Here is a 24,315-nt window from a genome sequence, read left to right on the forward strand (position 1 = left end):
CCGCGGGCGCCGCCCCTGTTCCCATCCGATCCACGTGACCGCGAAAGAGACACGCATGTCCCGCAAGAACCAGAACGGCCCCGCGCAGGGGCGACCAGCAGGCGCGGAGGGCGCCGCCAACCGTCGATCGGGGCGCGGCCTGCTGCGCGGTGGCGCGGGCGCGCTGGCGCTGGGCTCGGCCCTGCTGCTGGCCGGCTGCTTCGGTGATTCGGCGCAGGACTTGCTGAAGTCGGCCAAGGAGCATCTGGACAAGAAGGACAGCAAGGGCGCGATCATCCAGCTCAAGAACGCGCTGCAGAAGGACGAGTCGCTGGCGGAGGCGCGCTTCCTGCTGGCGCGCGCGCTGCTCGACGGCGGCGACGTGGCCGGCGCGGCCATCGAGGCCGAGAAGGCCAAGGGCCAAGGCTACGGCGGTGACGCCATGTCGGCGCTGCAGGCCCGGCTGCTGCTGCGTCAGGGCAAGGTCGACGAGCTGATCGGCCAGTTCGGCACCGTCCATCTGGCCACCGCCGCCGAGGAAGCCGACCTGCAATCCTCCCTGGTCAGCGCCTACGCGGCCAAGGGTGACCTGCGCGGCGCGCGGGCCGCCGCCGACGCGGCGCTGCGCGCGGCGCCGGACAAGGTCGCGGTGCAACTGGTCAACGTGCGCCTGCTGGCCGCGGAGGGCAAGCAGCCCGAGGCCCGCGCCGAGATCGACCGCGTGCTGGCCAAGTTCCCCGACTCGGCCGAGGCCTGGGAGTTCAAGGGCGAGCTGCAGGTCACCGCGCAGGAGCCGGCCGCCGACGCGATCACGAGCTTCCGCAAGGCGCTGTCGCTGGACAAGAAGCAGGTCGCCGCCCACTCGGCCCTGGTCAACCTGCTGCTGCGCCAGAACGACAAGGCCGGCGCGGCCGAGGCGATGAAGGAGATGCGCGCCGCCGTGCCGCAGCAGCCGCAGACCCTGTTCCTGGCCGCGATCATGGCGCTGGACGCCAACAACGTGAAGGAAGCGACCGACCTGTCGCAGGCGCTGCTCAAGATGGCGCCGGGCAACGACAACGCGCTGTTCCTGGCGGGCCGCGTCGCGCTGGCCAACGGCGACCTGCGCTCGGCCGAATCCAACTTCGCCAAGGTGCTGCAGTCCGCGCCCGAGGCGGTCAATGCGCGCGTCGCGCTGGCCCAGCTGCAGCTGCGCGGCGGCGACCTGGACCAGGCGATGGCCACGCTGCAGCCCGCGCTGGACGCCAAGATCCCCAACGGCGACGCGCTGGCGCTGGGCGCCGCGATCCGCCTGCGCCTGGGGCAGGGCGCCGAGGCGGAGAGCCTGCTGGCGCGCGCCGCGGAGGCCAACCCGAACGACGTGCGCAGCCGCATCGGGCTGGCCATGGCGCAGATCCAGAAGGGCCAGGAGGCCCAGGGCCTGGCGGCGCTGCGCGCGCTGGCGACCCAGGACGCCAAGGGCACGCAGGCCGACGTCGCGCTGATCAGCGCGCTGGTGCGCAAGCGTGACGACGCCGGCGCGCAGGCCGCGATCGCCGCGCTGGAGAAGAAGGATCCCAAGTCCGCCACCGCGCCCGAGCTGCGCGGCAGCCTGGCCAAGCTGCGCGGCGACAAGGCCGGCGCGCGGGCCCAGTTCGAGGAGGCCTTCAAGCGCGAGCCCGCCTCCATGGCCGTGGCCAACAGCCTGGCCGAGCTGGACATGCAGGACCGCAAGCCCGAGGACGCCGTCAAGCGCTACGAGGCGGTGCTCAAGGCCGATCCCAAGCAGTTGCGCGCCGAGCTGGCCGTCATCGGCCTGAAGCTCAACAACCAGCTGATGGACAAGGATGCCGCCGCCAAGCGCCTGGTCGAGCTGACCAAGGCGCATCCGGAGGACGTGGCCACGCGTTCCGCCGCGGTCGCGCTGCTGATGGAGAAGAAGGACCTGAAGCAGGCCCTGAGCCTGGCGCAGGAAGGCGTCACCGCCAACGCGGACAAGCCGGAGCTGATCGACCTGCTGGGCCAGGCCCAGGCCGCCAGCGGCGACCGCCAGCAGGCCATCACCAGCTTCAACAAGCTGGCGACGCTGCAGCCGCGTTCCCCGCTGGGCCAGATGCGCCTGGCCGAGCTGGCCGTGCAGACCGGCGACAAGGAGGCCGCGGCCACGGCGCTCAAGCGCGCCCAGGCCATCGCCCCGGGCGACGCCGAGCTGGCGCGCCGCGTGGCCGAGCGCGCCATGCAGATCCAGAAGCCCGAGATCGCGCTGCTCGCGGCCAAGGGCCTGCAGACCGCCGCTCCGAAATCGCCGCTGGGCTGGACGCTCGAGGGCGACGTGGCCCGCGCCCGCAAGGACTGGCCGGCCGCGCTGGCGTCCTACCGCAAGGCCGAGCAGGTCGTCGGCGACACGGCGAGCGTCGACCTCGCGATGGCGCTGCACGGCACGCTGTCCCAGGCGGGCAAGAAGGAGGAGGCCGCGGCCTACGCCAGCGCCTGGATGGCCAAGCACAAGCAGGACGCGCTGTTCCTGTATCACCTGGGCGACGTCGCGCTGCAGCAGTCCGACTTCGCGCAGGCCGAGCAGCGCTATCAGGCCGTGCTCGCGATCAACCCGCAGCACGCGGCCGCGATGAACAACGTCGCCTGGCTGCGCCTGCGCGCGGGCAAGCCCGACGACGGTCTGAAATTTGCCGAGAAGGCCAACGCGCTGCGTCCGAAGATGCCGCCTTACCTGGACACCTGGGCCGAGGCGCTGGCCGCCAAGGGCCAGACGGCCAAGGCCATCGAGGTGCAGAAGCAGGCGGTGGAGCTGGCGCCGACGGTGCCCGGCTTCCGCCTGCGCCTGGCCCAGCTGTACGTGGCGGGCGGCAACAAGACGGACGCCCAGGCGGAACTCAAGCGCCTGGCCGATCTGGGGGCGAGTTTCGATCAACAAGCCGAGGTGCAGAAGCTGCAAGCCTCGATCCGCTGAGGCGCTTCGAATCGCCCCGGCGGGCCGACGGCGCGCGGACCACCGCGCCCAGGGAGACGGTCATGAGCCAGATTCGACGTTCCAGTCTGCGCAAGCGGTTCCACCAGGGACTGCGGCGTCTGTTCTCGAGCCTGCCGAAGCCGATCCGCTTCGGCATCTACCGGCGCATGGTCGATTGCGACCCCGCGCCGTCGGAGCGGCTCGAGCTGAAGGTCGCCGACACGCGGGAGGAGCTGGACGCCTGCTTCCGCATCCTGCACGACGCCTACGTCGGCAGCGGCTTCATGAAGCCGGACCCCAGCGGCATGCGCGTGACGCAATACCACGCGCTGCCCACCACGACCACGCTGTGCGCCAAGTACGACGGCGTGGTGGTGGGCACCATCTCGATGGTGCGCGAAGGGGTGTTCGGCTTCCCGCTGCAGTCGGTGTTCGACCTGGAGGGGGTGCGGGCCAAGGGCGGCAAGATCGCGGAGATCTCCGCGCTGGCCGTGGCGCCCGCCTTCCGCAAGACCGGCGGGGCCATCCTGTTCCCGCTGATGAAGTTCATGCACCAGTACTGCACGGAGTACTTCGACACCCGGCACCTGGTCATCGCGGTCAACCCCGACAAGATCGAGCTCTACGAGGCCTTGCTTTTCTTCCAGCGCCTGCGCGAGCAGACGGTCGACAACTACGACTTCGCCAACGGCGCGCCGGCGGTGGGCGCCACGCTGGACCTGCACGAGGCGGACCGGATCTTCGAAAAGGCCTATCGCGGCCGCGCCCCCCGCAAGAACCTGCACCACTACTTCTTCCGCCAGAACCTGGCCAACATCCGCCTGCCCGAGCGGCGCTTCCACACCACCAACGACCCGGTCATGACGCCGGCGCTGCTGGACCACTTCTTCAACCATGCGGTGCCGGTGTTCGCGCAGATGGACGACCGGAAGAAGGCCCTGCTGTGGTCGGTCTACCGGGAGGATGCGCAGTTCCGGGCGGTGCTGCCGATGCTCAGCGGCGGCGGCCAGGACCTGGGCCGGGCGCTGCGGCAGTACCCGCGCTACTCGATCCGCTGCCCGGGCCACCTGGACATCCGCGCCGCCAACGACAGCCAGCTGGGTCACTTCGACCTGGACGTGATCGAGGTGTCGGCGCACGGCTTCCAGGCCGAGTGCGACCATGACCTGCCGCTGCAGATCGACGGCACGGTGGAGATCGAGCTGGGCCAGCACGAGCGCGCCCACGTGACTGCACGCGCCGTGCGCCGCAAGGACACCGAGCAGGGGAGCTTCTACGGCTTCCGCATCGACGAACCCGACCGCCACTGGCGCAGCTTCGTCTCCACGCTGGAGATGGGCACGACCACCAAGGACCTCGCCGCATGACCCGACCTTCGCTTCGCCCTCCATTCGCCCGGCTTGTCGCCGGCCCGATCCGTCCGACGGACCCGTCGACCCTGACGGGCGGGACCGACGCAGGCGAGGGCGGACGGTCGTCGCTGGTGGCGCGCGAAGCGAGCGCCGAGGTCGACTCGCGCCGGCGCGGCGTGCTCGCGCTGGGCGGCGTCGGCCTGCTGGGCGGTCTCGGCGCGCTGTGGTCCGCTCCGGCGCGCGCGCAGGAGATGTCCAGCACCTTGCCCGACCTGATCGACCGCAGCCGCGGCGCGGTCGTGGCGGTGGGCACCTTCGACGCGACGGACAGCCCGCGCTTCGGCTTCCGCGGCACCGGCTTCGCGGTCGGTGACGGCCGGCAGATCGTGACCTGCGCGCACGTGGTGCCCAATCCGCTGGAGAAGGAGCTGATGATCACCGTGCCCGCGTCGGCCAATCCGACGGGCCAGCCGCAGCTGCGGCCGGTGAAGCTGGTGCGGCGCGACGTGCCGCACGACCTCGCGGTGCTGGAGCTCACCGACGGCAAGCCGCTGACCGAGGTGCTGTCGCTCGCCACCCCCGAGGACCGCCAGCCGGCGGTGCGCGAGGGCGCCGCCGTGGCGCTGATGGGCTACCCGATCGGCACGCAACTGGGCGTGACGATGGCGACGCACCGCGGCATCGTCGCCGCGATCACGGTGACGGCGATGCCGGCGCCGACCTCCAACTCGCTGGACCAGCGCGCGCTGCGCCAGCTGCGCGACGGTCCGATGGAGTTCCTCCAGCTGGACATCACCGCCTATCCGGGCAACAGCGGCGGTCCGCTGCTGGACATGCGCACCGGCAAGGTGGTGGGGGTGGTCAACATGGTGGTGCTCAAGGGCACCCGCGAATCGGCGCTCACGGCGCCCAGCGGCATCAGCTACGCGGTGCCGGTGAAGTACGTGACGGCGGTGCTGGGGAAGTGATCGGGATCCGGTTGATCGCTCCATGAAGAAGGGCCCGCGGGGCCCTGCGTGTTCGGCTCACCCCGCATGCCCCATCGGCGCGCCGACGCCGGCCTGCGGCGCGGGCTCGCGCAGCAGCAGCGCCAGCAGGCCGCCCGCCGCGGCGAAGACAGCGCCCACGGCGAAGGCGACGCGATAGCCACCGGCCAGCGCCGCCGGCAGCGCCGCCCCCAGCGCGCCCAGTTCCGCGCTGCGCGAGGCCGCCAGGCTCGCCAGCACGGCCAGGCCCAGTGAACCGCCCATCATGAAGGAGGTGTTCACCACGCCCGAGGCCAGACCCGATTCGCTCGGGGCGACCTCGCTCATCGCGGCCAGCAGCACTGGATTGAAGGCCACGCCGGCGCCCAGGCCCAGCAGCAGCATCCCCGGCAGCACGTCCAGCCAGAAGCCGCCGTCGGCCGGCGCGCGCGCGAACAGCGCCAGGCCCAGCGCCGCGAGCAGCAGGCCGCCGCACAGCGGCAGGCGCAGGCCGTAGCGCATCACCAGCTTGGCCGACAGGCCCACCGAGAAGGCCGCCATGATCAGGTTGGACGGGAGGAAGCCCAGGCCCACGTGCATCGCGTCGTAGCCCAGCACCAGCTGCATGTAGAGCGCCGACAGGAAGAACCACGCGAACATCGCCGCGGCCCAGAGCACGCCGATCACGTTGCTCACCGCCACCGAGCGCAGCCGGAACAGCGACAGCGGCATCAGCGGATGCGCGACCTTCATCTCCAGCACCAGGAAGACCGCCAGCAGCAGCACCGCGCCGGCCAGCATCCCGAGCGTGCGCGGGGAGGTCCAGCCGGCCTCGTTGCCGCCCACCACCGCGTAGACCGCCAGCATCAGCGAGGCGGTGACCGTCACCGCGCCGGCCCAGTCCAGGGTCTCGCCCGGCGCCGTCGGCCCGCCGCGCTCGATCAGCCACAGGCACAGCGCCAGCACGATCACGCCGATCGGCAGGTTGACCAGGAAGATCCAGTGCCAGCTCAGCGTGCTGGTCAGCAGCCCGCCCAGCAGCACGCCGATGCTGCCGCCGCCGGCGCAGACGAAGCCGTAGACGCCCATGGCCTTGGCCCGCTCGCCGGGCTCGGTGAACATGTTCATGATCAGCGACAGCGAGATCGCCGACACCACCGCGCCGCCCAGGCCCTGCACGGCGCGCGCCGCGATCAGCAGCTCCTGCGTGTGGGCCAGGCCGCAGGCGGCGGACGCCGCGGTGAACAGCCCCAGCCCGGCCAGGAACATGCGCCGGTGGCCGTACAGGTCACCCAGCCGGCCGCCCAGCAGCATGAAGCCGCCGAAGGTCAGCATGTAGGCGTTGACCACCCAGACCAGCGAGGTCTCGGTGAAGTGCAGGTCGGCGCGGATGGAGGGCAGGGCGACGTTCACGATGGTCGTGTCCAGCACGATCATCAGCACGCCCAGGCAGAGCACGCCCAGCGCCAGCCAGCGGCGCCGCTTGGAATCAAGGTGGGAAGTCATGGAGAACGGACTTTCGTTGAAGCTCGGCAGGGTCTCGTGAGCACGACGCGCGAGCGTCCGTGAGTTCGACACGGCTCCGGGCCGGGGCGGCCGCGCGAATCGACATCCGGCCGCGAAGGACCGCGTTTGTATCAGCGCGTCCGCGGGCCCGCCAGTGCCGCCGGTCCCGGGGCGCGCGCGTGCTGCCATGGGCTGTCAGCTGTCAGTCGATCGACTACGCGCGCTGGCGACATCGCTGCACCGCGCGATGCGGCGTGCCTGTCTGTCATGCGAACGGGACCCGCCAGATCATTCGCTCATCAACAGGGGGCACCACATCATGAGCATCACGAAACACGCGAAGGCGATCCGGCAGGAGCGCCACAGCAGCTTCAAGACGGCGCTGCTGCTGTCCAGCCTGGCGATCGGCGCCGGCTTGCTGTTCAGCGCGGCGCAGGAAGCGCGCGGCGCCACGCCGGTGACCAGCACCTTCCAGGCGACGGCGACGATCACGAGTTCATGCACGGTGTCCGGCTCCAACCTGAACTTCGGCAACGCGATCGATCCGCTGGCCACCGGTGTGCCGCTGGACGCCTCGTCCAACCTGACCGTCAGTTGCTCCAACAGCACGCCCTATGCGGTGTCGCTCAACGCTGGCGCGAACGCGGGCGGCGCCTCGAACTTCACGAGCCGCACGATGAAGAGCGGCTCCGACACCTTGTCCTATCAGCTGTATCTGGATTCCGGCCGCTCCAGCGTCTGGGGCGACGGGACCTCGTCCTCGGCGACCAAGAGCGGCACGGGCACCGGCAGCGCGCAGACCATCCCGGTCTACGGTCGCATCCCGTCGCTGTCCAATGTCGTGCCGGGCAGCTACACCGACACCGTCACGGTCACCGTCAGCTACTGACGCGCGACCCCGGGTCCGGCGTCAGGGCCGGACCGATCGTTTGCTCGAGTGCTGACGCCCAGCGCCGCACGAGTCGTGATTGATGTGGGAGGCCACGGGCCTCGGACACGCACGCGGCCCGGCCTCCCCCCTGACATGCGGCGTGTCAGCACTCGACAATGTTCACCGCCAGGCCGCCTCGGGCCGTCTCCTTGTACTTGGTCATCATGTCCGCGCCGGTTTCGCGCATGGTCTTGATGACCTTGTCCAGGCTGACGTGGTGGGTACCGTCGCCGCGCAGCGCCATGCGCGCCGCGTTGATGGCCTTCACCGACGCGATCGCGTTGCGCTCGATGCAGGGGATCTGCACCAGGCCGCCGACCGGATCGCAGGTCAGGCCCAGGTGGTGCTCCATGCCGATCTCGGCCGCGTTCTCGACCTGGGCCGGCGAGCCGCCCATGACCGCGCACAGCGCCGCCGCCGCCATCGAGCAGGCCACGCCCACCTCGCCCTGGCAGCCGACCTCGGCGCCCGAGATCGAGGCGTTCTCCTTGTAGAGGATGCCGATCGCGGCCGCAGTCAGCAGGAAGTCGACCACGCCGTCCTCATGCGCGCCGTGCACGAAGCGCGCGTAGTAGTGCAGCACCGCCGGCACGATGCCGGCCGCGCCGTTGGTCGGCGCCGTGACGACGCGACCGCCGGCGGCGTTCTCCTCGTTCACCGCCAGCGCGTACAGGTTGACCCAGTCCATCACCTGCAGCGGATCGCGCAGCGCCGCTTCCGGGTTGCGGGTCAGCTCGCGATAGAGATGGGCCGAGCGTCGGCGCACCTTGAAGCCGCCGGGCAGGATGCCCTCGGTCTTGCAGCCGCGCGTCACGCATTCCTGCATCACGCGCCAGATGTTGAGCAGGCCCGCGCGGGTCTCCTCGTCGGTGCGCCAGTGGCGCTCGTTGCGGCGCATGATCTCCGCGATCGAGCAGCCTTCCTTCTCCGTCAGCGCGAGCAGCTCGGCGCCGGTCTTGAAGGGGTAGGGCAGGACCGTGGTGTCGGGCGCGATCTGCTTCTGCTTGGCGCCGTCGGCCAGCACTTCCTCGGTGACGACGAAGCCGCCGCCGACCGAGTAATAGACGCGGTTCTGCAGCTCGTTGCCTTCGGCGTCGAAGGCGATGCAGCGCATGCCGTTGGCGTGCAGCGGCAGGCTCTGGCGGCGGTACATGACCAGGTCGCGGGCCTCGTCGAAGGCGACCTCGTGGTCGCCGCCCAGGGCGATGCGCTTGTCGGCGCGGATGCCGTCCAGGATGCCGGGGATGGCCTCGATGTCGACGGTGTCGGGCTCATGGCCGGCCAGGCCCAGCAGCACGGCCTTGTCCGAGCCGTGGCCCTTGCCGGTCGCGCCCAGCGAGCCGTACAGCGTCGTGGCGACGCGCACCGTCCGGTCGAGCACGCCCTCGTGCCGCAGGCGCTGGATGAACATGCGCGCCGCGCGCATCGGGCCCACCGTGTGGGAGCTCGACGGCCCGATGCCGATCTTGAACAGGTCGAAAACGGAAACAGCCATGGCATGCCTCGTGGGTGAGCCGGTCGCGCCGGCGCGGTCGCTCGCGCGCCGCGGTCGGTCGACCTGACGAGTCGTCCGGTCGGACCTCGTCGTGATGAAGGACGGACGCGCCCGCGAGCGCGTCGGGGGAAGGGGCGGGCAAAAAGAAGGCCGCGTCAGCGGCCTCCTCGAATCGCTTATTCCTCAGCGTACGCCGACAGCGGCGGGCAGGAGCAGACCAGGTTGCGGTCGCCGTAGACGTTGTCCACGCGGCCCACCGGCGACCAGTACTTCGTCTGGCGCAGCGCGGCGACCGGGTAGGCGGCTTCGTCGCGGCTGTAGCCGTGGGTCCACTCGGTCTTGAGCAGGCTCTCGGCCGTGTGCGGGGCGTTCACCAGCGGGTTGTCCGTCTGCGGCCAGGCGCCCGACTCGACCTTCGCGATCTCCGCGCGGATCTGGATCATCGCGGCGATGAAGCGGTCCAGCTCATGCCTGGATTCGCTCTCGGTCGGCTCGACCATCAGCGTGCCGGCCACCGGGAAGGACAGCGTGGGGGCGTGGAAGCCGTAGTCGATGAGGCGCTTGGCCACGTCCTCGGCCGACACGCCCGAGCTGTCCTTCAGCGGACGCAGGTCCAGGATGCACTCGTGGGCGACGCCGCCGCCCTTGACGCCCGCGACGTTGCCACTGAAGTGGATGTCGTAATGGTCGGACAGGCGGGCGGCCACGTAGTTGGCCGACAGGATGGCGGTCTCGGTCGCGGCCTTGAGGCCGACCTCGCCCATCATGCGGATGTACATCCACGAGATCGGGAGCACCGCCGCGTTGCCCAGCGGGGCGGCGGAGACGGCGCCGATGGCGGTCTTCTCGCCCAGGCCGGCCGAGCGGTGGGCGGGCAGGAAGGGGACCAGGTCCTCGACCACGCAGACCGGGCCGACGCCCGGGCCGCCGCCGCCGTGCGGGATGCAGAAGGTCTTGTGCAGGTTCAGGTGGGACACGTCGCCGCCGAACTGGCCCGGCGCGGCGATGCCGACCAGCGCGTTCATGTTGGCGCCGTCCACGTAGACGCGGCCGCCATGCTCATGCACCAGCGCGCAGATCTCCTTGACGTGCGTGTCGAACACGCCGTAGGTCGAGGGGTAGGTGATCATGATCGCGGCGAGATTCGCGCTGTGCTGCTCGCACTTGGCCTTCAGGTCGGCCAGATCGATGTTGCCTTCCTTGTCGCACTTGGTCACCACGACCTGCATGCCCACCATCTGCGCCGAGGCCGGGTTGGTGCCGTGCGCCGATTCGGGGATCAGGCAGATCTTGCGATGCGCGTCGCCGCGCGATTCGTGCCAGGCCTTGATGATCAGCAGACCGGCGTACTCGCCCTGCGAGCCCGCGTTCGGTTGCAGCGACACGCCGGCATAGCCGGTCGCCTGGCACAGCCAGGCGGTCAGCTGCTGGTCCAGCTGGGCGTAGCCCTGCAGCTGGCTTTGCGGCGCGAACGGGTGGACGAAGGCGAACTCGGGCCAGGTGATGGGGATCATCTCGCTGGTGGCGTTCAGCTTCATCGTGCAGGAGCCCAGCGGGATCATGCTGCGGTCCAGCGCCAGGTCCTTGTCCGACAGCTGGCGGATGTAGCGCAGCATCTCGGTCTCGGAGTGGTGGACGTTGAAGATCGGGTGGGTCAGATAGGCGCTGGTGCGGGCCTGGGCGGCCGGGATCAGCGTCGCGGCGGTGGCGCCGGCGAAGGCGTCCGCGACCGGCTTGCCTTCGGCGAAGACAGTGAGGATGGCCTGGATGTCGGCGCGCGAGGTGGTCTCGTCCAGCGTGATGCTGACGCTCTCGGCGCTGGCCTGGCGCAGGTTCATGCCGGCGGCGACGGCGGCCGCCAGGATCGGGCCGGTGTGGGCGCCGGTCTGCACGTGCAGGGTGTCGAACGAGGTCTCGTGGACCAGCGTCAGGCCCAGCGACTTCAGGCCCTGGGCCAGCACGGCGGCGTAGGCGGTGACGCGCTGCGCGATGCGCTTGAGGCCTTGCGGGCCGTGATAGACCGCGTACATGCTGGCCACGACGGCCGGCAGCACCTGGGCGGTACAGATGTTCGAGGTCGCCTTCTCACGGCGGATGTGCTGTTCGCGGGTCTGCAGCGACAGGCGGTAGGCGGGCTTGCCGTGCGCGTCGACGGACACGCCGACCAGGCGGCCCGGCAGCGAGCGCTTGAACTCGTCGCGGCAGGCCATGTAGGCGGCGTGCGGGCCGCCGGCGCCCATGGGCATGCCGAAGCGCTGCGTGGTGCCGACCGTGATGTCGGCGCCTTGCTCGCCCGGCGAGGCGATCAGCGTCAGGGCCAGCAGATCGGCCGCGGCCACCAGCAGGCCGCCCTGGGCGTGCACCGCGTCGGCGATCGCCTGCAGCGGGCGCACCACGCCGGTCACGCCGGGGTACTGGACCAGCGCGCCGAAGCATTCGGACTTGCCGGCGTCCTCGGCCTTGCCGACCTGGACGGTGATGCCCAGCGGCTCGGCGCGGGTGCGCACGACTTCCAGGGTCTGGGGCAGCACGTCGTCGGCGACGAAGAAGACCTGGCTCTTGCTCTTGGCCATGCGGGCGGCCAGGGTCATGCCCTCGGCGGCGGCGGTGGCCTCGTCCAGCATCGAGGCGTTGGCGATGGCCATGCCGGTCAGGTCGCAGACCATGGTCTGGAAGTTGACCAGCGCCTCCATGCGGCCCTGCGAAATCTCGGCCTGATACGGGGTGTAGGCCGTGTACCAGGCGGGGTTCTCGAGGATGTTGCGCAGGATCACGCCCGGGGTCAGCGTGCCGTGATAACCCTGGCCGATGAAGCTCTTCAGGATCTGGTTCTTGCCCGCGATGGCCTTGAGCTCGGCCAGCGCCTGCGCCTCGGTCACGGCGTCGGGAAGGTCCATCTTCGCGGCGCGCTTGATCGCGGCGGGCACGATCGCGTCGATCAGCGCGGCGCGCGAGGCGGCACCGATGGCCGACAGCATCAGCTGTTCATCGTGCGCGTCGGGACCGATGTGGCGGGCGTGGAACTCGGAAGCGTTCTCGAGCTCGGCGAAGTGGGGCAGGGCGGACATGGCGGGGCGATCCTGGAGATGAAATTCATTGCGGCGCGAGGCCCGCTTCGCCTTCCCCCTCTCCCGCTTGCGGGAGAGGGAGGGGTGAGGGTGGTGGCGTGGCAGCCGGCCTGGGCGAGGCCTCGCGTGCAGGAGGTCGGCGATTAGCTGTTTTTCACCAGCTCGTCGTAGGCCGTCGTGTCCATCAGCTCATCCAGCTCGGACGGGTTGGACAGCTTGACCTTGAAGAACCAGCCGGTCTTCAGCGGATCGCTGTTGGCCAGCGACGGGTCGTCGCGCAGGGCTTCGTTGACCTCGACGATCTCGCCCGACACGGGGGCGTAGACGTCGGCGGCGGCCTTGACCGACTCGACCACGCCGGCCACTTCCTTGGCGGCGAAGCTCTTGCCGACTTCCGGCAGGTCGACGAAGACCACGTCGCCCAGCGCGTCCTGCGCGTGGACCGTGATGCCCACGGTGGCGATGCCGTCGGTGGTGTCGACCCACTCGTGGTCGGGGGTGTACTTGATGCTCATGGAGAGGCTCCGTAAGGGATTCGGTGAGAAGAGAAAACGCGGAGAGAAACGCGACCCAGGATCAGCGGATCAGCCGCGGAAGTATCCGTTGGGCGTGAAGGGCGTGGAAGAGACCGTCATCGGGGTGCGCTTGCCGCGCACCTCGGCGAAGAGCTCGGTCCCGACCGCCGCGAACGCGGTCTGCACATAGCCCAGCGCGACCGGCTTGCCGACCGTCGGGCCCAGCGTGCCGCTGGTGACGACGCCGATCTCGACGCCGTTGGCGTCGACCAGCTTCGCGCCTTCGCGCACGGGCATGCGCTCCGAGCTGACCAGGCCGACGCGCTTCTTCGCGACGCCTTCGGCCAGCTGCTGGTCGACGATGGCCGCGCCCGGATAGCCGCCAGCACGGGCGCCGCCGGCGCGACGCACCTTCTGGATCGCCCAGGTCAGCGAGGCTTCCACGGGGGTGGCGTTGGTGTCGATGTCGTGGCCGTACAGGCACAGGCCGGCTTCCAGGCGCAGCGAGTCGCGCGCGCCCAGGCCGATGGGCATCACTTCCGGCTGGGCCAGCAGCTTGCGGGCCAGCTCGACGGCGCGGTCGGCGGGGACCGAGATCTCGTAGCCGTCCTCGCCGGTGTAGCCGGAGCGGGTGACGAAGGTGGGGATGCCGTCCAGGTCGAAGAAGCCGCCGGTCATGAAGACCAGCTTGGCGACGTCCGGATTCAGGCGGGACAGGGCGGTCACGGCCTGCGGGCCCTGCAGCGCCAGCAATGCCTGCTCGGGCATCGGGCGGACCTCGCAGCGGCCCGACAGGTGCTGCTGCATGTGGGCGATGTCCTGGTCGCGGCAGCCGGCGTTGACGACGACGAACAGGCCGTCGGTGCGGCGCGCGACCATCAGGTCGTCCATGATGCCGGCGTCGTCGTTCAGGAACAGCGCGTAGCGCTGCTTGAACAGGCCCAGGTCGACGATGTCGACGGGAACCAGGGTTTCCAGCGCGGCGGCGGCGTCGTCGCCGACCAGCAGCACCTGACCCATGTGCGAGACGTCGAACAGGCCCGCTTGCGAGCGGGTGTGCTTGTGCTCGGCCATGACGCCGGCGGGGTACTGGACCGGCATGTCGTAGCCGGCGAAGGGCACCATCTTGGCGCCGAGTTCGATGTGCAGCGCGTGCAGCGGCGTCTTGTTGAGCGCGGCTTGCGCGGGGGTGTCAGCGGACATGTCTCACTCCGAGGGCATTCGTCTGGGCAACCCCGGTCAACAGGCCTGCCGGCCCCGGGGTTGGGAGATGCCCTCGCTGTCCGCTTTACCTGAGAGATTGGCCGTCGGTGGTTGACCGTCAGCTTGCCCCTTCGGTGGACGGGCTCGACCGATGGTCCGCCCCGCCTCTCTCCAGTGAGGAACGCCCGAAATCTCGGACGTCTCGTCAGTCCTTTTGCCTGAGCGTTCGCAGCGTGGGATCACCAGTGCCACTGCGCCTTCGGCGGCCCCCGCGAGGGGGCTCTCTCCTGACTGGCGCGCATTGTAGTCATGGAAATGCCCGCCGCCGAGCGCTTGCCCCTCGACCGGGCGAGGGCGTGCACAATCGCGCCCTATGCGACTCCTGCTGGTGGAAGACGACCTGATGATCGGCGAGCAGCTGCTCGAGCTGCTGCGCGCCGAGGGTTACGCGGTGGACTGGGTGCGGGACGGCGAGATCGCCGACACCGCGCTGCAGTCCCAGACCTACGACCTGGTGCTGCTCGACCTGGGCCTGCCCAAGCGCGACGGCATGAGCGTGCTGCAGGCGCTGCGCGCCCGCAAGCAGGCGGTGCCGGTGCTGATCGCCACCGCCCGCGACGCCACCGCCCAGCGGGTGGCCGGGCTGGATGCCGGCGCCGACGACTACGTGCTCAAGCCCTTCGAGCTCGACGAGCTCCTGGCCCGCATCCGCGCGCTGCTGCGCCGCGCGGCCGGCCGCTCCGAGCCGGTCTACGAGCACATGGGCGTGAGCATCAATCCCGCCACCCGCGAGGTCACCGCCCATGGCCACCCCGTGACGCTGTCCGCGCGCGAATGGGCGGTGCTGGAGCCGCTGCTCGCGCGCCCCGGCATCGTGCTGTCGCGCCAGCAGCTGGAGGAGAAGCTCTACGGCTGGAAGGACGAGATCAGCAGCAACGCGGTCGAGGTCTACATCCACGGCCTGCGCAAGAAGCTGGGCGCGGAGCTGATCCAGAACGTGCGCGGCGTCGGCTACCGGGTCCCCAAGGAATGAGCGCCGCACCGGGCAGCCGGCGCTGGACGCTGCTGCCGCGCTCGCTGCGCTACCGGCTGCTGCTGTTCCTCCTGGGCGCGATGCTGACCAGCGCGCTGATCCAGGGCATGAGCGCCTATCGCAACGCGCTCATGGAGACCGACGAGATCTTCGACTACCAGATGCAGCAGGTGGCGCTGTCGCTGCGCGCCGGCATGGGCACGGGCCTGCCGCTGACGCTGGGCGAGGAGCAGAGCATCGACCTGATCGTGCAGGTCTGGGGGCTGGACGGCACGCCGCTGTACCGCTCGGCCGGGCCGGACTGGCTGCCGCAGCGCGCGGTGCTGGGTTTTTCCAACGTGGCGCTGCGCGGCAAGCGCTATCGGGTCTTCGCGGTCCAGGGCCGCTTCCAGGTCGTGCAGGTGGCGCAGGACATCGCCGTGCGCCAGCGCATGGCCGGCCAACTGGCCTGGCGCACCGTGCTCCCCACCGCGCTGATGCTGCCGATGCTGGCGCTGGTCGTGTGGTGGGTGGTGAGCCATTCGCTGGCGCCGCTGGAGCGGGTCCGGCAGCAGCTCTCGCGCCGCGTCGCGCAAGACCTGGCCCCGGTCGACGAGGCCGACGTGCCCAGCGAGGTCCAGCCGCTGGTGACCGAACTGAACGGGCTGCTCGCGCGTGTCGGGCAGGCCTTCGAGGCGCAGCAGCACTTCGTCGCCGACGCGGCGCATGAGCTGCGCTCGCCGCTGGCGGCGCTCAAGCTGCAGCTGCAGTCGGTGCGCCGCGCCCCCGACGAGGCGGCGCGCGCCCAGGCGCTGGAGCGCCTGGGGCAGGGCATCGACCGGGCCTCCCATCTCATCGAGCAATTGCTCGCGCTGGCCCGCCAGGACAGCGCCAAGACGCCCGCGCCGGCGCAGGTGATCGCGCTGGACCAGCTGTGCCGGGACGTCGTGGTGGACTGCGCGACGCTGGCGCAGGGCCGTGGCATCGACCTGGGGCTGGGGCGCTGCGACGAGGTCCGCGTCGACGGGCATCCGGAGGCGCTCACCATGCTGCTGCGCAACCTGGTCGACAACGGCATCAAGTACGGCCGTGGCCGCGTCGACCTGAGTCTGGAACGCAGCGGCGGCCAGGCCCTGCTGGTGGTCGAGGACGACGGCCCCGGCATCCCGGACGCCGAGCGCGGCCGGGTGTTCGACCGCTTCTACCGCTCCGAGTCGCAGGCGCAGCAGGCGCCGGGGAGCGGCCTGGGTCTGGCACTGGTGCGCAGCATCGCGCAGGACCACGGCGCCCTGCTGCGCCTGGGGCACAGCACCGCGCTCGGCGGCTTGCGCGTGGAGATGGCGCTGCCGCTGTCGCGGCGTCCGCAGCCGGCGACGACGCCGCCGGCGATCGCCGCCGCGCCCGCGCCGGAACTGCCGCCGCCCGACGTCGTCTGATCGCGCGAGGCAGCGCGACATCGACGTGATGTCGACGTGATGTCGACGTGATGGTCGTGGGTCTCGCGACGCGGGGCCACGGGGCGAATCGGTCTCTCCGTGGCCCGCTTAAGGGATCGCTAAGCGCCGGATTAAGAGCGGACTAAGGCTCGCTCCTCACACTTCCAGCCATCGAGTCTGCGACGGGCTCCCGCCCCGGCAGGCTCTCCTCACAGGAGGCTCAGATGGCTCAAGTGGAAAAGATGATCTCGGTGAAGAAGCTCGTGTGGGCGCTGGCCGCGGCCGGCGTGCTCGGTGCCGGTGGTGGCGCGCTGGCGATGCGCAACGCCAAGCTGGCGCCGGCGGCGGACACGCGGACCGAGTCGACCGCCTCGTCCTCGACGTCGGGCGGTGATGGCACCCAGGTCGCCGCGGTGACCACCCCGCTGGCCGGCACCGCGTCGCCGGCCTCGTACACCCCGCCGCCCGCCGGCATGCCCGACTTCGCGCAGATCGCCGCGACGCAGGGCCCGGCCGTGGTCAACATCAGCGTGTCCGGCGTCGTGAAGACGCGCGCCGCGCGCGCGCCCCAGATCGATCCCGACGATCCGTTCTACGACTTCTTCCGCCGCTTCGGCGTGCCCGGCATGCCGGGCGGCCCCGGGGGCGAGGACGGCGGCGGCAGCCGCCAGATCCGAGGCCAGGGCTCGGGCTTCATCGTCAGCACCGACGGCATCATCCTGACCAACGCCCACGTCGTGCAGGACGCGCAGGAGGTCGTGGTCAAGCTGACCGACCGCCGCGAGTTCCGCGCCAAGGTGCTGGGCAGCGACAAGTCGACCGACGTCGCGGTGCTCAAGATCGACGCCAAGAACCTCCCCACGGTGCGCCTGGGCCAGACCAAGGACCTGCGCGTGGGCGAATGGGTGCTGGCCATCGGCTCGCCCTTCGGCTTCGAGAACAGCGTCAGCGCCGGCGTGATCAGCGCCAAGGGCCGCTCGCTCGGCCCGGACGAGAGCCGCGTGCCCTTCCTGCAGACCGACGTCGCCATCAACCCCGGCAATTCCGGCGGCCCGCTGTTCAACGCGCGCGGCGAGGTGGTCGGGATCAACTCGCAGATCTACAGCGCCTCGGGCGGCTACCAGGGCCTGTCCTTCGCGATCCCGGTGGAGGTGGCCAGCAAGGTCCGCGCCCAGATCGAGAAGGGCGGCAAGGTGCAGCACGCCAAGCTGGGCGTGATGGTGCAGGAGGTCAACCAGGGCTTCGCCGATTCCTTCAAGCTGGAGAAGCCGGAAGGCGCGCTGGTCGCCAACGTCGAGGACGGCGGTCCGGCCGCGAAGGCGGGGCTGCGCTCGGGCGACGTGATCCTGAGCTTCGGCGGTCAGCGCATCGTCGGCAGCGGCGACCTGCCGGCCCTGGTCGACCAGTCGGCGCCCGGTGACAAGGTGCCCATCGAGGTGTGGCGCGCCGGCAAGCGCGAGACGCTGTCGGCCACGCTGGGCGACGCCAACGACAAGGCGGCCAAGGTCGCCAAGGGCGACGAGCAGGGCGCTTCCGCGCATGGGAAGCTGGGCCTGGCCCTGCGTCCGCTGCAGGCGGAGGAGCGCCGCCAGCTCGGCACCCGCGACGGCCTGCTGATCCAGGAGGTCACCGACGGCAGCGCCGCGGCGCGAGCCGGCGTGCGCCCCGGCGACGTCCTGCTGGCGATCAACGGCACGCCGGTGCAGTCGGTCGATCAGGTGCGCGGCGCGGTGTCGGGCGCGAGCAAGTCGGTGGCGCTGCTGGTGCAGCGCGGCGGCGACAAGATCTTCGTGCCGGTCAGCATCGGCTGACGCGTCCCTCGAGTTTTCCAGTCCCTCAACCAACCGCTGCCTGTGGCGGTTGCTCCGTGGGCCCGCGCGTGGTGGCGCGGGCCCTTTTTTTCTCGCGTCAAACGCCATGCCGGATGGGTTCCAGCCTCTGGGAAAGTCCGGAGCACCGATCGGCGACGGGAACCGAGGGCGTCGGCGACAGGACGAACGCGGCTCGCTCACAGCCTGTCCTGATTGATCATGTCCTCCCACCCTCGCGCGGCGAAGGCCGGCCCCTCGACCATCCGAGCCTCCGCCGACCTCCACGCCGCCCAGTCGGCACTCCGCCGGTCGCTCGAGCGGGCACGGCGAAACGCCGGCCTCCTGGTCCCGCCTGACCGTACACCTCGCCCCGTCGTCGAGCTGACGACTCCCGCGCCCGTACGCGAGGCGCTGCCGTCCCCCCGGCAGGGCGAAGACCACCTTCTCTGGCTGGGCGACCGCGGTCGCGCCCGGCAACTGCGCAGAAGCTTGCGCAGCCTGCTTCTGCGCATGGCCGAACCGCCCGTGCGCCCGCGCCCGGGCGGCTGGCTCGGCCTGCTGGCGCGGCGCGCCCCGGCGGCGCATCGGACCGTGGACAACCAACTGACGGAGCGACTGCTACCGCTCATCCGACGGATGTGTGACGACCATCGTCACGTGCACGATCGGCGGAGAAGCTCCGACAAGGAGCGGCACTTCGTCGTCAGCGTGATGTCCCGGCACGCCGTGGCGGTGCTCCAGGGCTTGGAGGCCGAAGAGGTCGCGCGCATCGACACTGCCTTGCGCGGCCGGGCCGGAGTGCTCGATGTGGCGCTCGCACAGATCCGTCGCCAACTGCGAGAGATCGCCAGCAAGGGCGAGCGGGGCCTGGCGGGCGGCGAGTCCGCGCTCATGCGCTGCGCGCAGCACACCTTGTCGCTGAACTGCGTGAAGGAGGCGCTGCGCCTAGCCCTCCGGGCGATCGCCAACAGTCGCCCGCCGGGGGGCTGAAAGGGCGGTGGCATCATGCGCGGATGTCGTCCCCCATCCCGTCCGAATCGACGCCACTCCCGTCAGGCGCGCCGGAGCGCCAGCGCAGCCAGCGCGCGATCGACACCTTCGTCGAGTCGCTCTGGATCGAGGAGGGCCTGTCGCGCAACACGCAGCTCGCCTACCGGCGTGATCTCCAGCTGCTGGCCGACTGGCTGGCCGCCCACGAGGGGCGCGATCTCGACCACGCCACCGAGCTCGACCTGATGGGCTATGCGTCGTCACGCCATGACGGCGGCAAGGCGACCTCGGCGAACCGGCGGCTGTCCGTGTTCAAGCGCTACTTCCGCTGGGCGCTGCGCGAGCGCCGCGTCGAGCGCGATCCCACGCTCAAGCTGATCGCGGCGAAGAAGCCGATGCGCGTGCCCAAGACACTGTCGCAGGGTCAGGTGGAGGCGCTGCTCGACGCCCCCGACGTCGGCACGCCGCAGGGCTTGCGCGACCGCGCGATGCTGGAGCTGATGTACGCCAGCGGACTGCGGGTCACCGAGCTGGTGACGCTCAAGAGCGTGCACGTCGGCTTGCGCGAGGCGGTGCTGCGCGTCACGGGCAAGGGCGACAAGGAGCGCATGGTCCCCTTCGGCGAGGAGGCCCATGTCTGGCTGATGCGCTACCTGGCCGAGTCGCGCCCGTTGCTGCTGACCGCGCGCGGCACCGACGACCTGTTCATCACCAAGCTGGGCAAGGGCATGACGCGGGAGAGCTTCTGGCGCCTGGTCAAGAAGTACGCGCTGATCGCCGGCATCACGGTGCCGATCTCGCCGCACACGCTGCGGCACGCCTTCGCCACGCATCTGCTGAACCATGGCGCGGACCTGCGCGCGGTGCAGCTGCTGCTGGGGCACGCCGACCTGTCGACCACGCAGATCTACACGCACGTCGCGCGCGAGCGCCTGAAGGTCCTGCACGCCGCGCATCACCCGCGGGGGTGAGCGACCGGCGCGGCGGCGCCGGCCTCAGTCCACAGGGAGTCCCGCCGGCGGCTTGATCTCCTCCAGGCAGATCATCGAGCGCACGTCGGCGACACCGTCCAGCTGCATGAGCCGGTCGGTCAGGAACTTGGACAGCGCCTGCAGGTCGCGCGCGACCACCTTGAGCAGGTAGTCGCAGTCGCCCGACACGGTGTGGCACTCCAGGATCTGCGGGAAGTCGCGGATCAGCGATTCGATCTCCCGCACGCGGCTGAAGGCCTGGGCGGTGATGTTCAGGCTGACGTAGGCCGTGACCCCCAGCCCCAGCGCCATCGGCGCGACGTCGGCGCGGTAGCCGCGCAGCACGCCGCGCTCCTCCAGCGCCCGCACGCGCCGGAAGCACTGCGGCGCCGACAGGTGGACCTGCGCCGCCAAGTCGACGTTGGACATGCGTCCGTCGCGCTGCAGCGCCTCCAGGATGCGGCGGTCGATCGCGTCCAGCGCGCCGGGGGCGGCCTTGGCGGCGCGGCCGTCGGCGGGGTCGGACTTGGGGGTGGAGTCGTTCATCGGCGCGAGGATGCTGGTCGTTTGTTGCGATTCTATGGATCACGACGAACGGATCGTTCATGTCGTGGCTTTCACACGGTGATCACGTGCGGCGAATGGCGCGTTCGCGACAAGATCGCGGACAATCGCGCCCCATGGATCACAGCTTTCTCTCCGCCCTCATCCTGCTGCTGCTGGTGCTGGACCCGCTCGGCAGCCTGCCGATCTTCATCCCGATCATGCGATCCGTGCCGCGCGAGCGCCGGCTGCGCGTGGCCGCGCGCGAGGTCGGCATCGCCTTCGCGGTGCTGCTGGCCTTCATGTTCCTGGGCGACAGCTTCCTGCGCCTGATGCACCTGTCGGAGCGATCGCTCGAGGTGGCGGGCGGCGTGATCCTGATCATCATCGCGATCCGGATGATCTTCAGCCATGCGGGCGAGTCCGCCTACGGCATGGAGACGGGCAAGGAACCCTTCATCTTCCCGCTGGCGGTGCCGCTGCTGGCCGGCCCGTCGGCGATGGCCACGGTGCTGCTGCTGGCCTCGCGCCAGCCCGATCGCGTCGCCGAGTGGATCGGCGCGCTGTTCACCGCGATGGTGATCTCCTTCCTCGCGCTGACCCTGGCCGACCGCATCCGCAAGCTGCTGGGCGACTCGGTGGTCTCGGCGCTGGAAAAGCTGATGGGCCTGGTGCTGACCGCCATCGCGGTCGAGATGATCCTGTCCGGCCTGAAGCGCTACTTCATCGGCGGACTCTGACGCTCCGGGGCGCCGGCCGCGCCCGGCGCACCCAGCCCCTGGCGCCATTCGTCGCGCGTGATCCCGTAGACCGAGCCGTCGAAGTCGTACCAGCGCTCGGTCGCGCGAAAGCGCATGCCCAGCTTCTCCATGACGTGCGAGGAGGCCCGGTTGTCCGCGTCGCAGAAGGCCACCAGCTGCGGCGCGTCCAGCGTGTCGAAGGCATAGGCCGCCATGCGGATCGCCGCCTCGGAGCCATAGCCGCGGCCCCAGCGGTCGCGGCGCAGGCGCCAGCCCAGCTCATGCGGATTGGCGCGGTCGCGGCCCAGATGCTGCACGCAGCCGGCGCCGACGATCTCGCCGGTCTCGCGCTCGATGAAGGTCCACCAGCTGTAGCCCCATTCGGCCCAGCGCGCCTGGACCCGGTCGATCATGGCCTGCGTGTCGGCGATCGTGTCCGGCTTGCCGGTGATGTAGCGCATCACCTCGGCGTCGCGGTTCATCTCGAACAAGCCCTGCAGGTGCTCGTCGCTCATCGGCTCAAGGCGGAGCCGCGCGGTGGTCAGGATGGTCATGGGCCGACTGTACGGGGGCTCAGTCCGCGTGACTCCGGTCACCCCGCGGGGGGCCGGGTTCCTCGCCACCTGTTGCGCTCTCGCCCTCGTCCGGTGCCCGCGTGGCGGTGCCGCGACGCAGCGCTGACAGGTCGATCTCCTGCGCCGGCGCGGCGCCGTTGAGCAGCCGGATCCGGCAGCGCCCCGCGCGCTTGGACTCGAACATCGCTTGGTCCGCGCGGCCCATCAGGTCCTCCGCCGCGAGCGCGTCCAGCGGGTAGTGCGCCACGCCGATGCTGCTGCCGACCTGCACCAGCGCGCCGGTGCTCAGCCGCACCGGCTCCAGGATCGCGCGCAGCAGCCGCTCGCAGACGTTGCGGCTGTCGTCCCGGGTGGGCAATGGGGTCAGCAGCACGACGAACTCGTCCCCACCCAGCCGGGCCGCCGTGTCGGACGCCCGGATGCCGTCGCGCAGACGCCGCGCCACGGCCTGCAGCACCTCGTCGCCGGCGTCGTGACCGTGCGTGTCGTTGACCGCCTTGAAGCCGTCCAGGTCCAGGTAGACCACGCCCACGACGAGTTCCTGCCGCGCCGCCGCCGCGATCGCCTGGCGCAGGCGGTCGGCCAGCAGCACGCGATTGGGCAGGCCGGTCAGCGCATCGTGGAAGGCGGCGCGCTCGACGCGGGCCTCGTACTCCTTGCTGTGGGTGATGTCGACCATCATCCACAGCGTGGTGTCGGCCTCGCGCTCGCTGGGCAGGGCGACGCCGTTCAGGTCGATCCAGACCAGCGCGCCATCCTTGCGTCGCATCTGCTGCTGGCTGCGGTAGTGGCCGCCGCGTTCCAGCAGCGGGTAGGCGTTCTGGCCCAGCGCGACGAAGGCGGCCTCGTCGGCGTAGAGATCGCGCACCGGCAGGTGCTGCATCTCCCCCTCGCCGTAGCCGAACAGCCGCTCCAGCGCGCGGTTGCGCCAGACGATGCGGCGGTCGCGCAGCTTGGCGATGCCCAGGATGTCGGCGTCCAGCATGGCCTGCTGGTCCAGCGTGAGCCGGCGCAGGTCTTCGGTCATCGCGTCGGCCAGCGCCTGGGCGCGGGCCCGTCCGGCCGCCAGCAGATAGGTCGTCACCGCCAGCAGCACCGTGAGCACGATGCCGATCAGGCCCGGCCACCAGCCGGCGGCGTCGATCACGCGGCGCTCGTAGGCGGTGGACATGGCGGCCTCCAGGCGGAAGCCGCGGCCGATGATGTTCACGCGGCGCTCGGCCGAGACCAGCCGGCGCTCGAAGCCCGGCACGGTGTCGGGGCTGGTGTCCAGGGCATGGATGCCGGTGGCGGAGTCGAGCAGCAGGTCCTCGGTCCGCGTGTGGTCCTCGACCATCAGGCGGAAGTCCACCGGTGCTCGTGCCATGCCTTCCTTGAGCCCCGCCAGGATCTCCTGCGCCACCAGCGGCGCGTAGAGCAGGCCCAGCAGGGCCTGCCTGCGTTGGGCGGGATCGATGGGATCGGCGCCTTCGCGAAACACGGGAACCAGCAGCAGCATGCCCGGGCCCCGCGCCCGGTCCTGCACCAGCGCGATCGGCGAGGTCAGCTGCGATTCTCCGGTGCGGATCGCCGCCTCGATGGCCGCGCGGCGGATGGCCTCCGAGCCCAGGTCATAGCCCCAGGCCGGGTAGTTCTGCGAGAGCGGCTCCACGTGGGCGATGACGAACAGGTCGGGGGCGTCGCCGCGGCTGCGCACCGAGAACTGCGGGGCGCCGTCGGCGCGCTGGGCGGCGATGAACGCGGCCAGCCGGTCGCGCATCACGGGCACGACGAAGCCGAAGCCGCGCACGCCCGGGAATTCACGCGGCAGGTCGCGCGACTGGACGTAGGCGCGGAACGCCGCCCGGTCGAGGTGACCGCGCAGCGACGCGATCGCGCCGCGCGCGCCCTTGAGGCCGTAGACCGGCTGGACGAAGCGCTGGACGATGTCGCGCTCCAGGCGCTCCATCTGGGCGTCGAGCTGCAGCCGGGCCTCGACGGTGACGCGGTTGCGATTCCAGAGCATGCCGCTGAGCGTCAGTACCAGGCCGAGGCTCAGCACCAGCAGCGCGCCGACGACGGCGCCCATCGGGGGGCCGTCCCGCGATGACTGGCCGGAGACGGGCGAGCCCGCGGTGCCGAGGGGCTCGGCAGCCCCGGGCGGGGAGGCGGCCGGGATGCGCGCGGCGGGCGACGTGCCACCGACGGTCGTCGGGTCAGCGTCGTCGGGGCCGGAAGCGGAGGCGCTGGGGGTCACAGGCGGGGCGGCCGGAGCCGCGGGCGCTGAACACAGCCGC

General features: G+C 70.9%; 18 protein-coding genes and 2 riboswitches. Of the genes, 10 read left to right on the top strand and 8 right to left on the bottom strand.

Annotated features, from left to right (window positions below; translation table 11 throughout):
* The first annotated feature begins 55 nt into the window (after nucleotides 1-55).
* The 3 genes from prsT to MCHT01_RS07930 all read left to right on the top strand — a co-directional run bounded on the left by prsT (nucleotide 56) and on the right by MCHT01_RS07930 (nucleotide 5,246).
* On the top strand, nucleotides 56-2,926 hold the full coding sequence (gene prsT, locus MCHT01_RS07920; RefSeq protein WP_067064406.1) for an XrtA/PEP-CTERM system TPR-repeat protein PrsT: 2,871 nt from the start codon (nucleotides 56-58) through the stop codon (nucleotides 2,924-2,926).
* Between the two features lie 62 nt (nucleotides 2,927-2,988).
* Nucleotides 2,989-4,293 (top strand): GNAT family N-acetyltransferase, encoded by a 1,305-nt coding sequence (locus MCHT01_RS07925; RefSeq protein ID WP_067064408.1) that lies wholly within the window; start codon nucleotides 2,989-2,991, stop codon nucleotides 4,291-4,293.
* Nucleotides 4,290-5,246, top strand: coding sequence for a S1 family peptidase (locus tag MCHT01_RS07930; RefSeq protein WP_084452156.1), 957 nt, complete (start codon nucleotides 4,290-4,292; stop codon nucleotides 5,244-5,246). Before MCHT01_RS07925 ends, MCHT01_RS07930 begins: the two co-directional genes overlap by 4 nt.
* A 57-nt stretch (nucleotides 5,247-5,303) precedes the next feature.
* Here MCHT01_RS07930 and MCHT01_RS07935 read toward each other — a convergent pair whose 3' ends face one another.
* Nucleotides 5,304-6,749, bottom strand: coding sequence for an MFS transporter (locus tag MCHT01_RS07935; protein WP_067064412.1), 1,446 nt, complete (start codon nucleotides 6,747-6,749; stop codon nucleotides 5,304-5,306).
* 319 nt (nucleotides 6,750-7,068) lie between these two features.
* Here MCHT01_RS07935 and MCHT01_RS07940 point away from each other — a divergent pair, with 319 nt between their 5' ends.
* Complete coding sequence (locus MCHT01_RS07940; protein ID WP_067064414.1) at nucleotides 7,069-7,638, top strand: Csu type fimbrial protein; 570 nt, start codon at nucleotides 7,069-7,071, stop codon at nucleotides 7,636-7,638.
* 145 nt (nucleotides 7,639-7,783) lie between these two features.
* On the opposite strand, the gene MCHT01_RS07945 is transcribed toward MCHT01_RS07940, so the two are convergent.
* The 4 genes from MCHT01_RS07945 to gcvT form a co-directional block, all read right to left on the bottom strand.
* Nucleotides 7,784-9,175, bottom strand: coding sequence for an L-serine ammonia-lyase (locus tag MCHT01_RS07945; RefSeq protein ID WP_067064416.1), 1,392 nt, complete (start codon nucleotides 9,173-9,175; stop codon nucleotides 7,784-7,786).
* A gap of 176 nt (nucleotides 9,176-9,351) precedes the next feature.
* Nucleotides 9,352-12,243, bottom strand: a complete 2,892-nt coding sequence (gene gcvP / locus MCHT01_RS07950; protein ID WP_067064418.1) for an aminomethyl-transferring glycine dehydrogenase — start codon at nucleotides 12,241-12,243, stop codon at nucleotides 9,352-9,354.
* Between the two features lie 143 nt (nucleotides 12,244-12,386).
* Nucleotides 12,387-12,758, bottom strand: a complete 372-nt coding sequence (gcvH, locus tag MCHT01_RS07955) for a glycine cleavage system protein GcvH (protein ID WP_067064420.1) — start codon at nucleotides 12,756-12,758, stop codon at nucleotides 12,387-12,389.
* A 69-nt stretch (nucleotides 12,759-12,827) separates the two neighbouring features.
* Complete coding sequence (gene gcvT, locus MCHT01_RS07960) at nucleotides 12,828-13,961, bottom strand: glycine cleavage system aminomethyltransferase GcvT (protein ID WP_067064422.1); 1,134 nt, start codon at nucleotides 13,959-13,961, stop codon at nucleotides 12,828-12,830.
* 66 nt (nucleotides 13,962-14,027) lie between these two features.
* Nucleotides 14,028-14,146: riboswitch (glycine riboswitch) on the bottom strand.
* A gap of 11 nt (nucleotides 14,147-14,157) precedes the next feature.
* Nucleotides 14,158-14,261, bottom strand: a riboswitch (glycine riboswitch).
* Nucleotides 14,262-14,334: 73 nt separating this feature from the next.
* Between gcvT and MCHT01_RS07965 the strand changes: the two genes are divergently transcribed.
* From MCHT01_RS07965 to xerD, 5 genes are all read left to right on the top strand, one after another.
* Complete coding sequence (locus tag MCHT01_RS07965) at nucleotides 14,335-14,994, top strand: response regulator (RefSeq protein ID WP_067064424.1); 660 nt, start codon at nucleotides 14,335-14,337, stop codon at nucleotides 14,992-14,994.
* Nucleotides 14,991-16,409 carry an ATP-binding protein gene (locus tag MCHT01_RS07970; RefSeq protein WP_067064426.1) on the top strand — a complete coding sequence of 473 codons (1,419 nt, stop codon included), beginning with the start codon at nucleotides 14,991-14,993 and terminating at the stop codon, nucleotides 16,407-16,409. Before MCHT01_RS07965 ends, MCHT01_RS07970 begins: the two co-directional genes overlap by 4 nt.
* Before the next feature lie 224 nt (nucleotides 16,410-16,633).
* Complete coding sequence (locus MCHT01_RS07975; RefSeq protein ID WP_067064428.1) at nucleotides 16,634-18,220, top strand: DegQ family serine endoprotease; 1,587 nt, start codon at nucleotides 16,634-16,636, stop codon at nucleotides 18,218-18,220.
* Nucleotides 18,221-18,709: 489 nt separating this feature from the next.
* Complete coding sequence (locus MCHT01_RS07980; RefSeq protein ID WP_148661445.1) at nucleotides 18,710-19,210, top strand: hypothetical protein; 501 nt, start codon at nucleotides 18,710-18,712, stop codon at nucleotides 19,208-19,210.
* A gap of 23 nt (nucleotides 19,211-19,233) precedes the next feature.
* The gene (gene xerD, locus MCHT01_RS07985) at nucleotides 19,234-20,181 is read left to right on the top strand and encodes a site-specific tyrosine recombinase XerD (RefSeq protein ID WP_084452160.1); all 948 of its coding nucleotides are present in this window, start codon (nucleotides 19,234-19,236) and stop codon (nucleotides 20,179-20,181) included.
* A gap of 24 nt (nucleotides 20,182-20,205) precedes the next feature.
* Here the strand turns inward: xerD and MCHT01_RS07990 are convergent, their stop codons facing one another.
* Nucleotides 20,206-20,727, bottom strand: coding sequence for an Lrp/AsnC family transcriptional regulator (locus MCHT01_RS07990; RefSeq protein ID WP_084452161.1), 522 nt, complete (start codon nucleotides 20,725-20,727; stop codon nucleotides 20,206-20,208).
* A 134-nt stretch (nucleotides 20,728-20,861) separates the two neighbouring features.
* On the opposite strand from MCHT01_RS07990, the gene MCHT01_RS07995 reads away from it, so the two are divergent.
* Nucleotides 20,862-21,464 (top strand): MarC family protein, encoded by a 603-nt coding sequence (locus MCHT01_RS07995; RefSeq protein WP_067064432.1) that lies wholly within the window; start codon nucleotides 20,862-20,864, stop codon nucleotides 21,462-21,464.
* Here MCHT01_RS07995 and MCHT01_RS08000 read toward each other — a convergent pair.
* Together MCHT01_RS08000 and MCHT01_RS08005 are read right to left on the bottom strand one after the other, a co-directional pair.
* Nucleotides 21,443-22,018, bottom strand: a complete 576-nt coding sequence (locus MCHT01_RS08000; RefSeq protein WP_084452162.1) for a GNAT family N-acetyltransferase — start codon at nucleotides 22,016-22,018, stop codon at nucleotides 21,443-21,445. The two genes, MCHT01_RS07995 and MCHT01_RS08000, sit on opposite strands and share 22 nt — an antisense overlap.
* 19 nt (nucleotides 22,019-22,037) lie before the next feature.
* Entirely contained in the window at nucleotides 22,038-24,107 is a 2,070-nt protein-coding gene (locus MCHT01_RS08005; RefSeq protein ID WP_067064434.1) for a sensor domain-containing diguanylate cyclase, read from the bottom strand.
* Between the last annotated feature and the right edge of the window lie 208 nt (nucleotides 24,108-24,315).

The sequence above is a fragment of the Mitsuaria chitosanitabida ATCC BAA-476 = NBRC 102408 genome (assembly GCF_001598255.1).
GTDB lineage: Bacteria > Pseudomonadota > Gammaproteobacteria > Burkholderiales > Burkholderiaceae_C > Roseateles > Roseateles chitosanitabidus.

Coding starts and splice junctions, on each gene's coding strand:
- MCHT01_RS07995 (WP_067064432.1), top strand. CDS start 20,862: ATGGATCACAGCTTTCTCTCCGCCCTCATCCTGCTGCTGCTGGTGCTG.
- prsT (WP_067064406.1), top strand. CDS start 56: ATGTCCCGCAAGAACCAGAACGGCCCCGCGCAGGGGCGACCAGCAGGC.
- gcvT (WP_067064422.1), bottom strand. CDS start 13,961: ATGTCCGCTGACACCCCCGCGCAAGCCGCGCTCAACAAGACGCCGCTG.
- MCHT01_RS08005 (WP_067064434.1), bottom strand. CDS start 24,107: ATGGGCGCCGTCGTCGGCGCGCTGCTGGTGCTGAGCCTCGGCCTGGTA.
- MCHT01_RS07940 (WP_067064414.1), top strand. CDS start 7,069: ATGAGCATCACGAAACACGCGAAGGCGATCCGGCAGGAGCGCCACAGC.
- MCHT01_RS07925 (WP_067064408.1), top strand. CDS start 2,989: ATGAGCCAGATTCGACGTTCCAGTCTGCGCAAGCGGTTCCACCAGGGA.
- MCHT01_RS07930 (WP_084452156.1), top strand. CDS start 4,290: ATGACCCGACCTTCGCTTCGCCCTCCATTCGCCCGGCTTGTCGCCGGC.
- MCHT01_RS07935 (WP_067064412.1), bottom strand. CDS start 6,749: ATGACTTCCCACCTTGATTCCAAGCGGCGCCGCTGGCTGGCGCTGGGC.
- MCHT01_RS07970 (WP_067064426.1), top strand. CDS start 14,991: ATGAGCGCCGCACCGGGCAGCCGGCGCTGGACGCTGCTGCCGCGCTCG.
- MCHT01_RS07990 (WP_084452161.1), bottom strand. CDS start 20,727: ATGAACGACTCCACCCCCAAGTCCGACCCCGCCGACGGCCGCGCCGCC.
- xerD (WP_084452160.1), top strand. CDS start 19,234: ATGTCGTCCCCCATCCCGTCCGAATCGACGCCACTCCCGTCAGGCGCG.
- MCHT01_RS07945 (WP_067064416.1), bottom strand. CDS start 9,175: ATGGCTGTTTCCGTTTTCGACCTGTTCAAGATCGGCATCGGGCCGTCG.
- MCHT01_RS07965 (WP_067064424.1), top strand. CDS start 14,335: ATGCGACTCCTGCTGGTGGAAGACGACCTGATGATCGGCGAGCAGCTG.
- gcvP (WP_067064418.1), bottom strand. CDS start 12,243: ATGTCCGCCCTGCCCCACTTCGCCGAGCTCGAGAACGCTTCCGAGTTC.
- MCHT01_RS08000 (WP_084452162.1), bottom strand. CDS start 22,018: ATGACCATCCTGACCACCGCGCGGCTCCGCCTTGAGCCGATGAGCGAC.
- gcvH (WP_067064420.1), bottom strand. CDS start 12,758: ATGAGCATCAAGTACACCCCCGACCACGAGTGGGTCGACACCACCGAC.
- MCHT01_RS07975 (WP_067064428.1), top strand. CDS start 16,634: ATGGCTCAAGTGGAAAAGATGATCTCGGTGAAGAAGCTCGTGTGGGCG.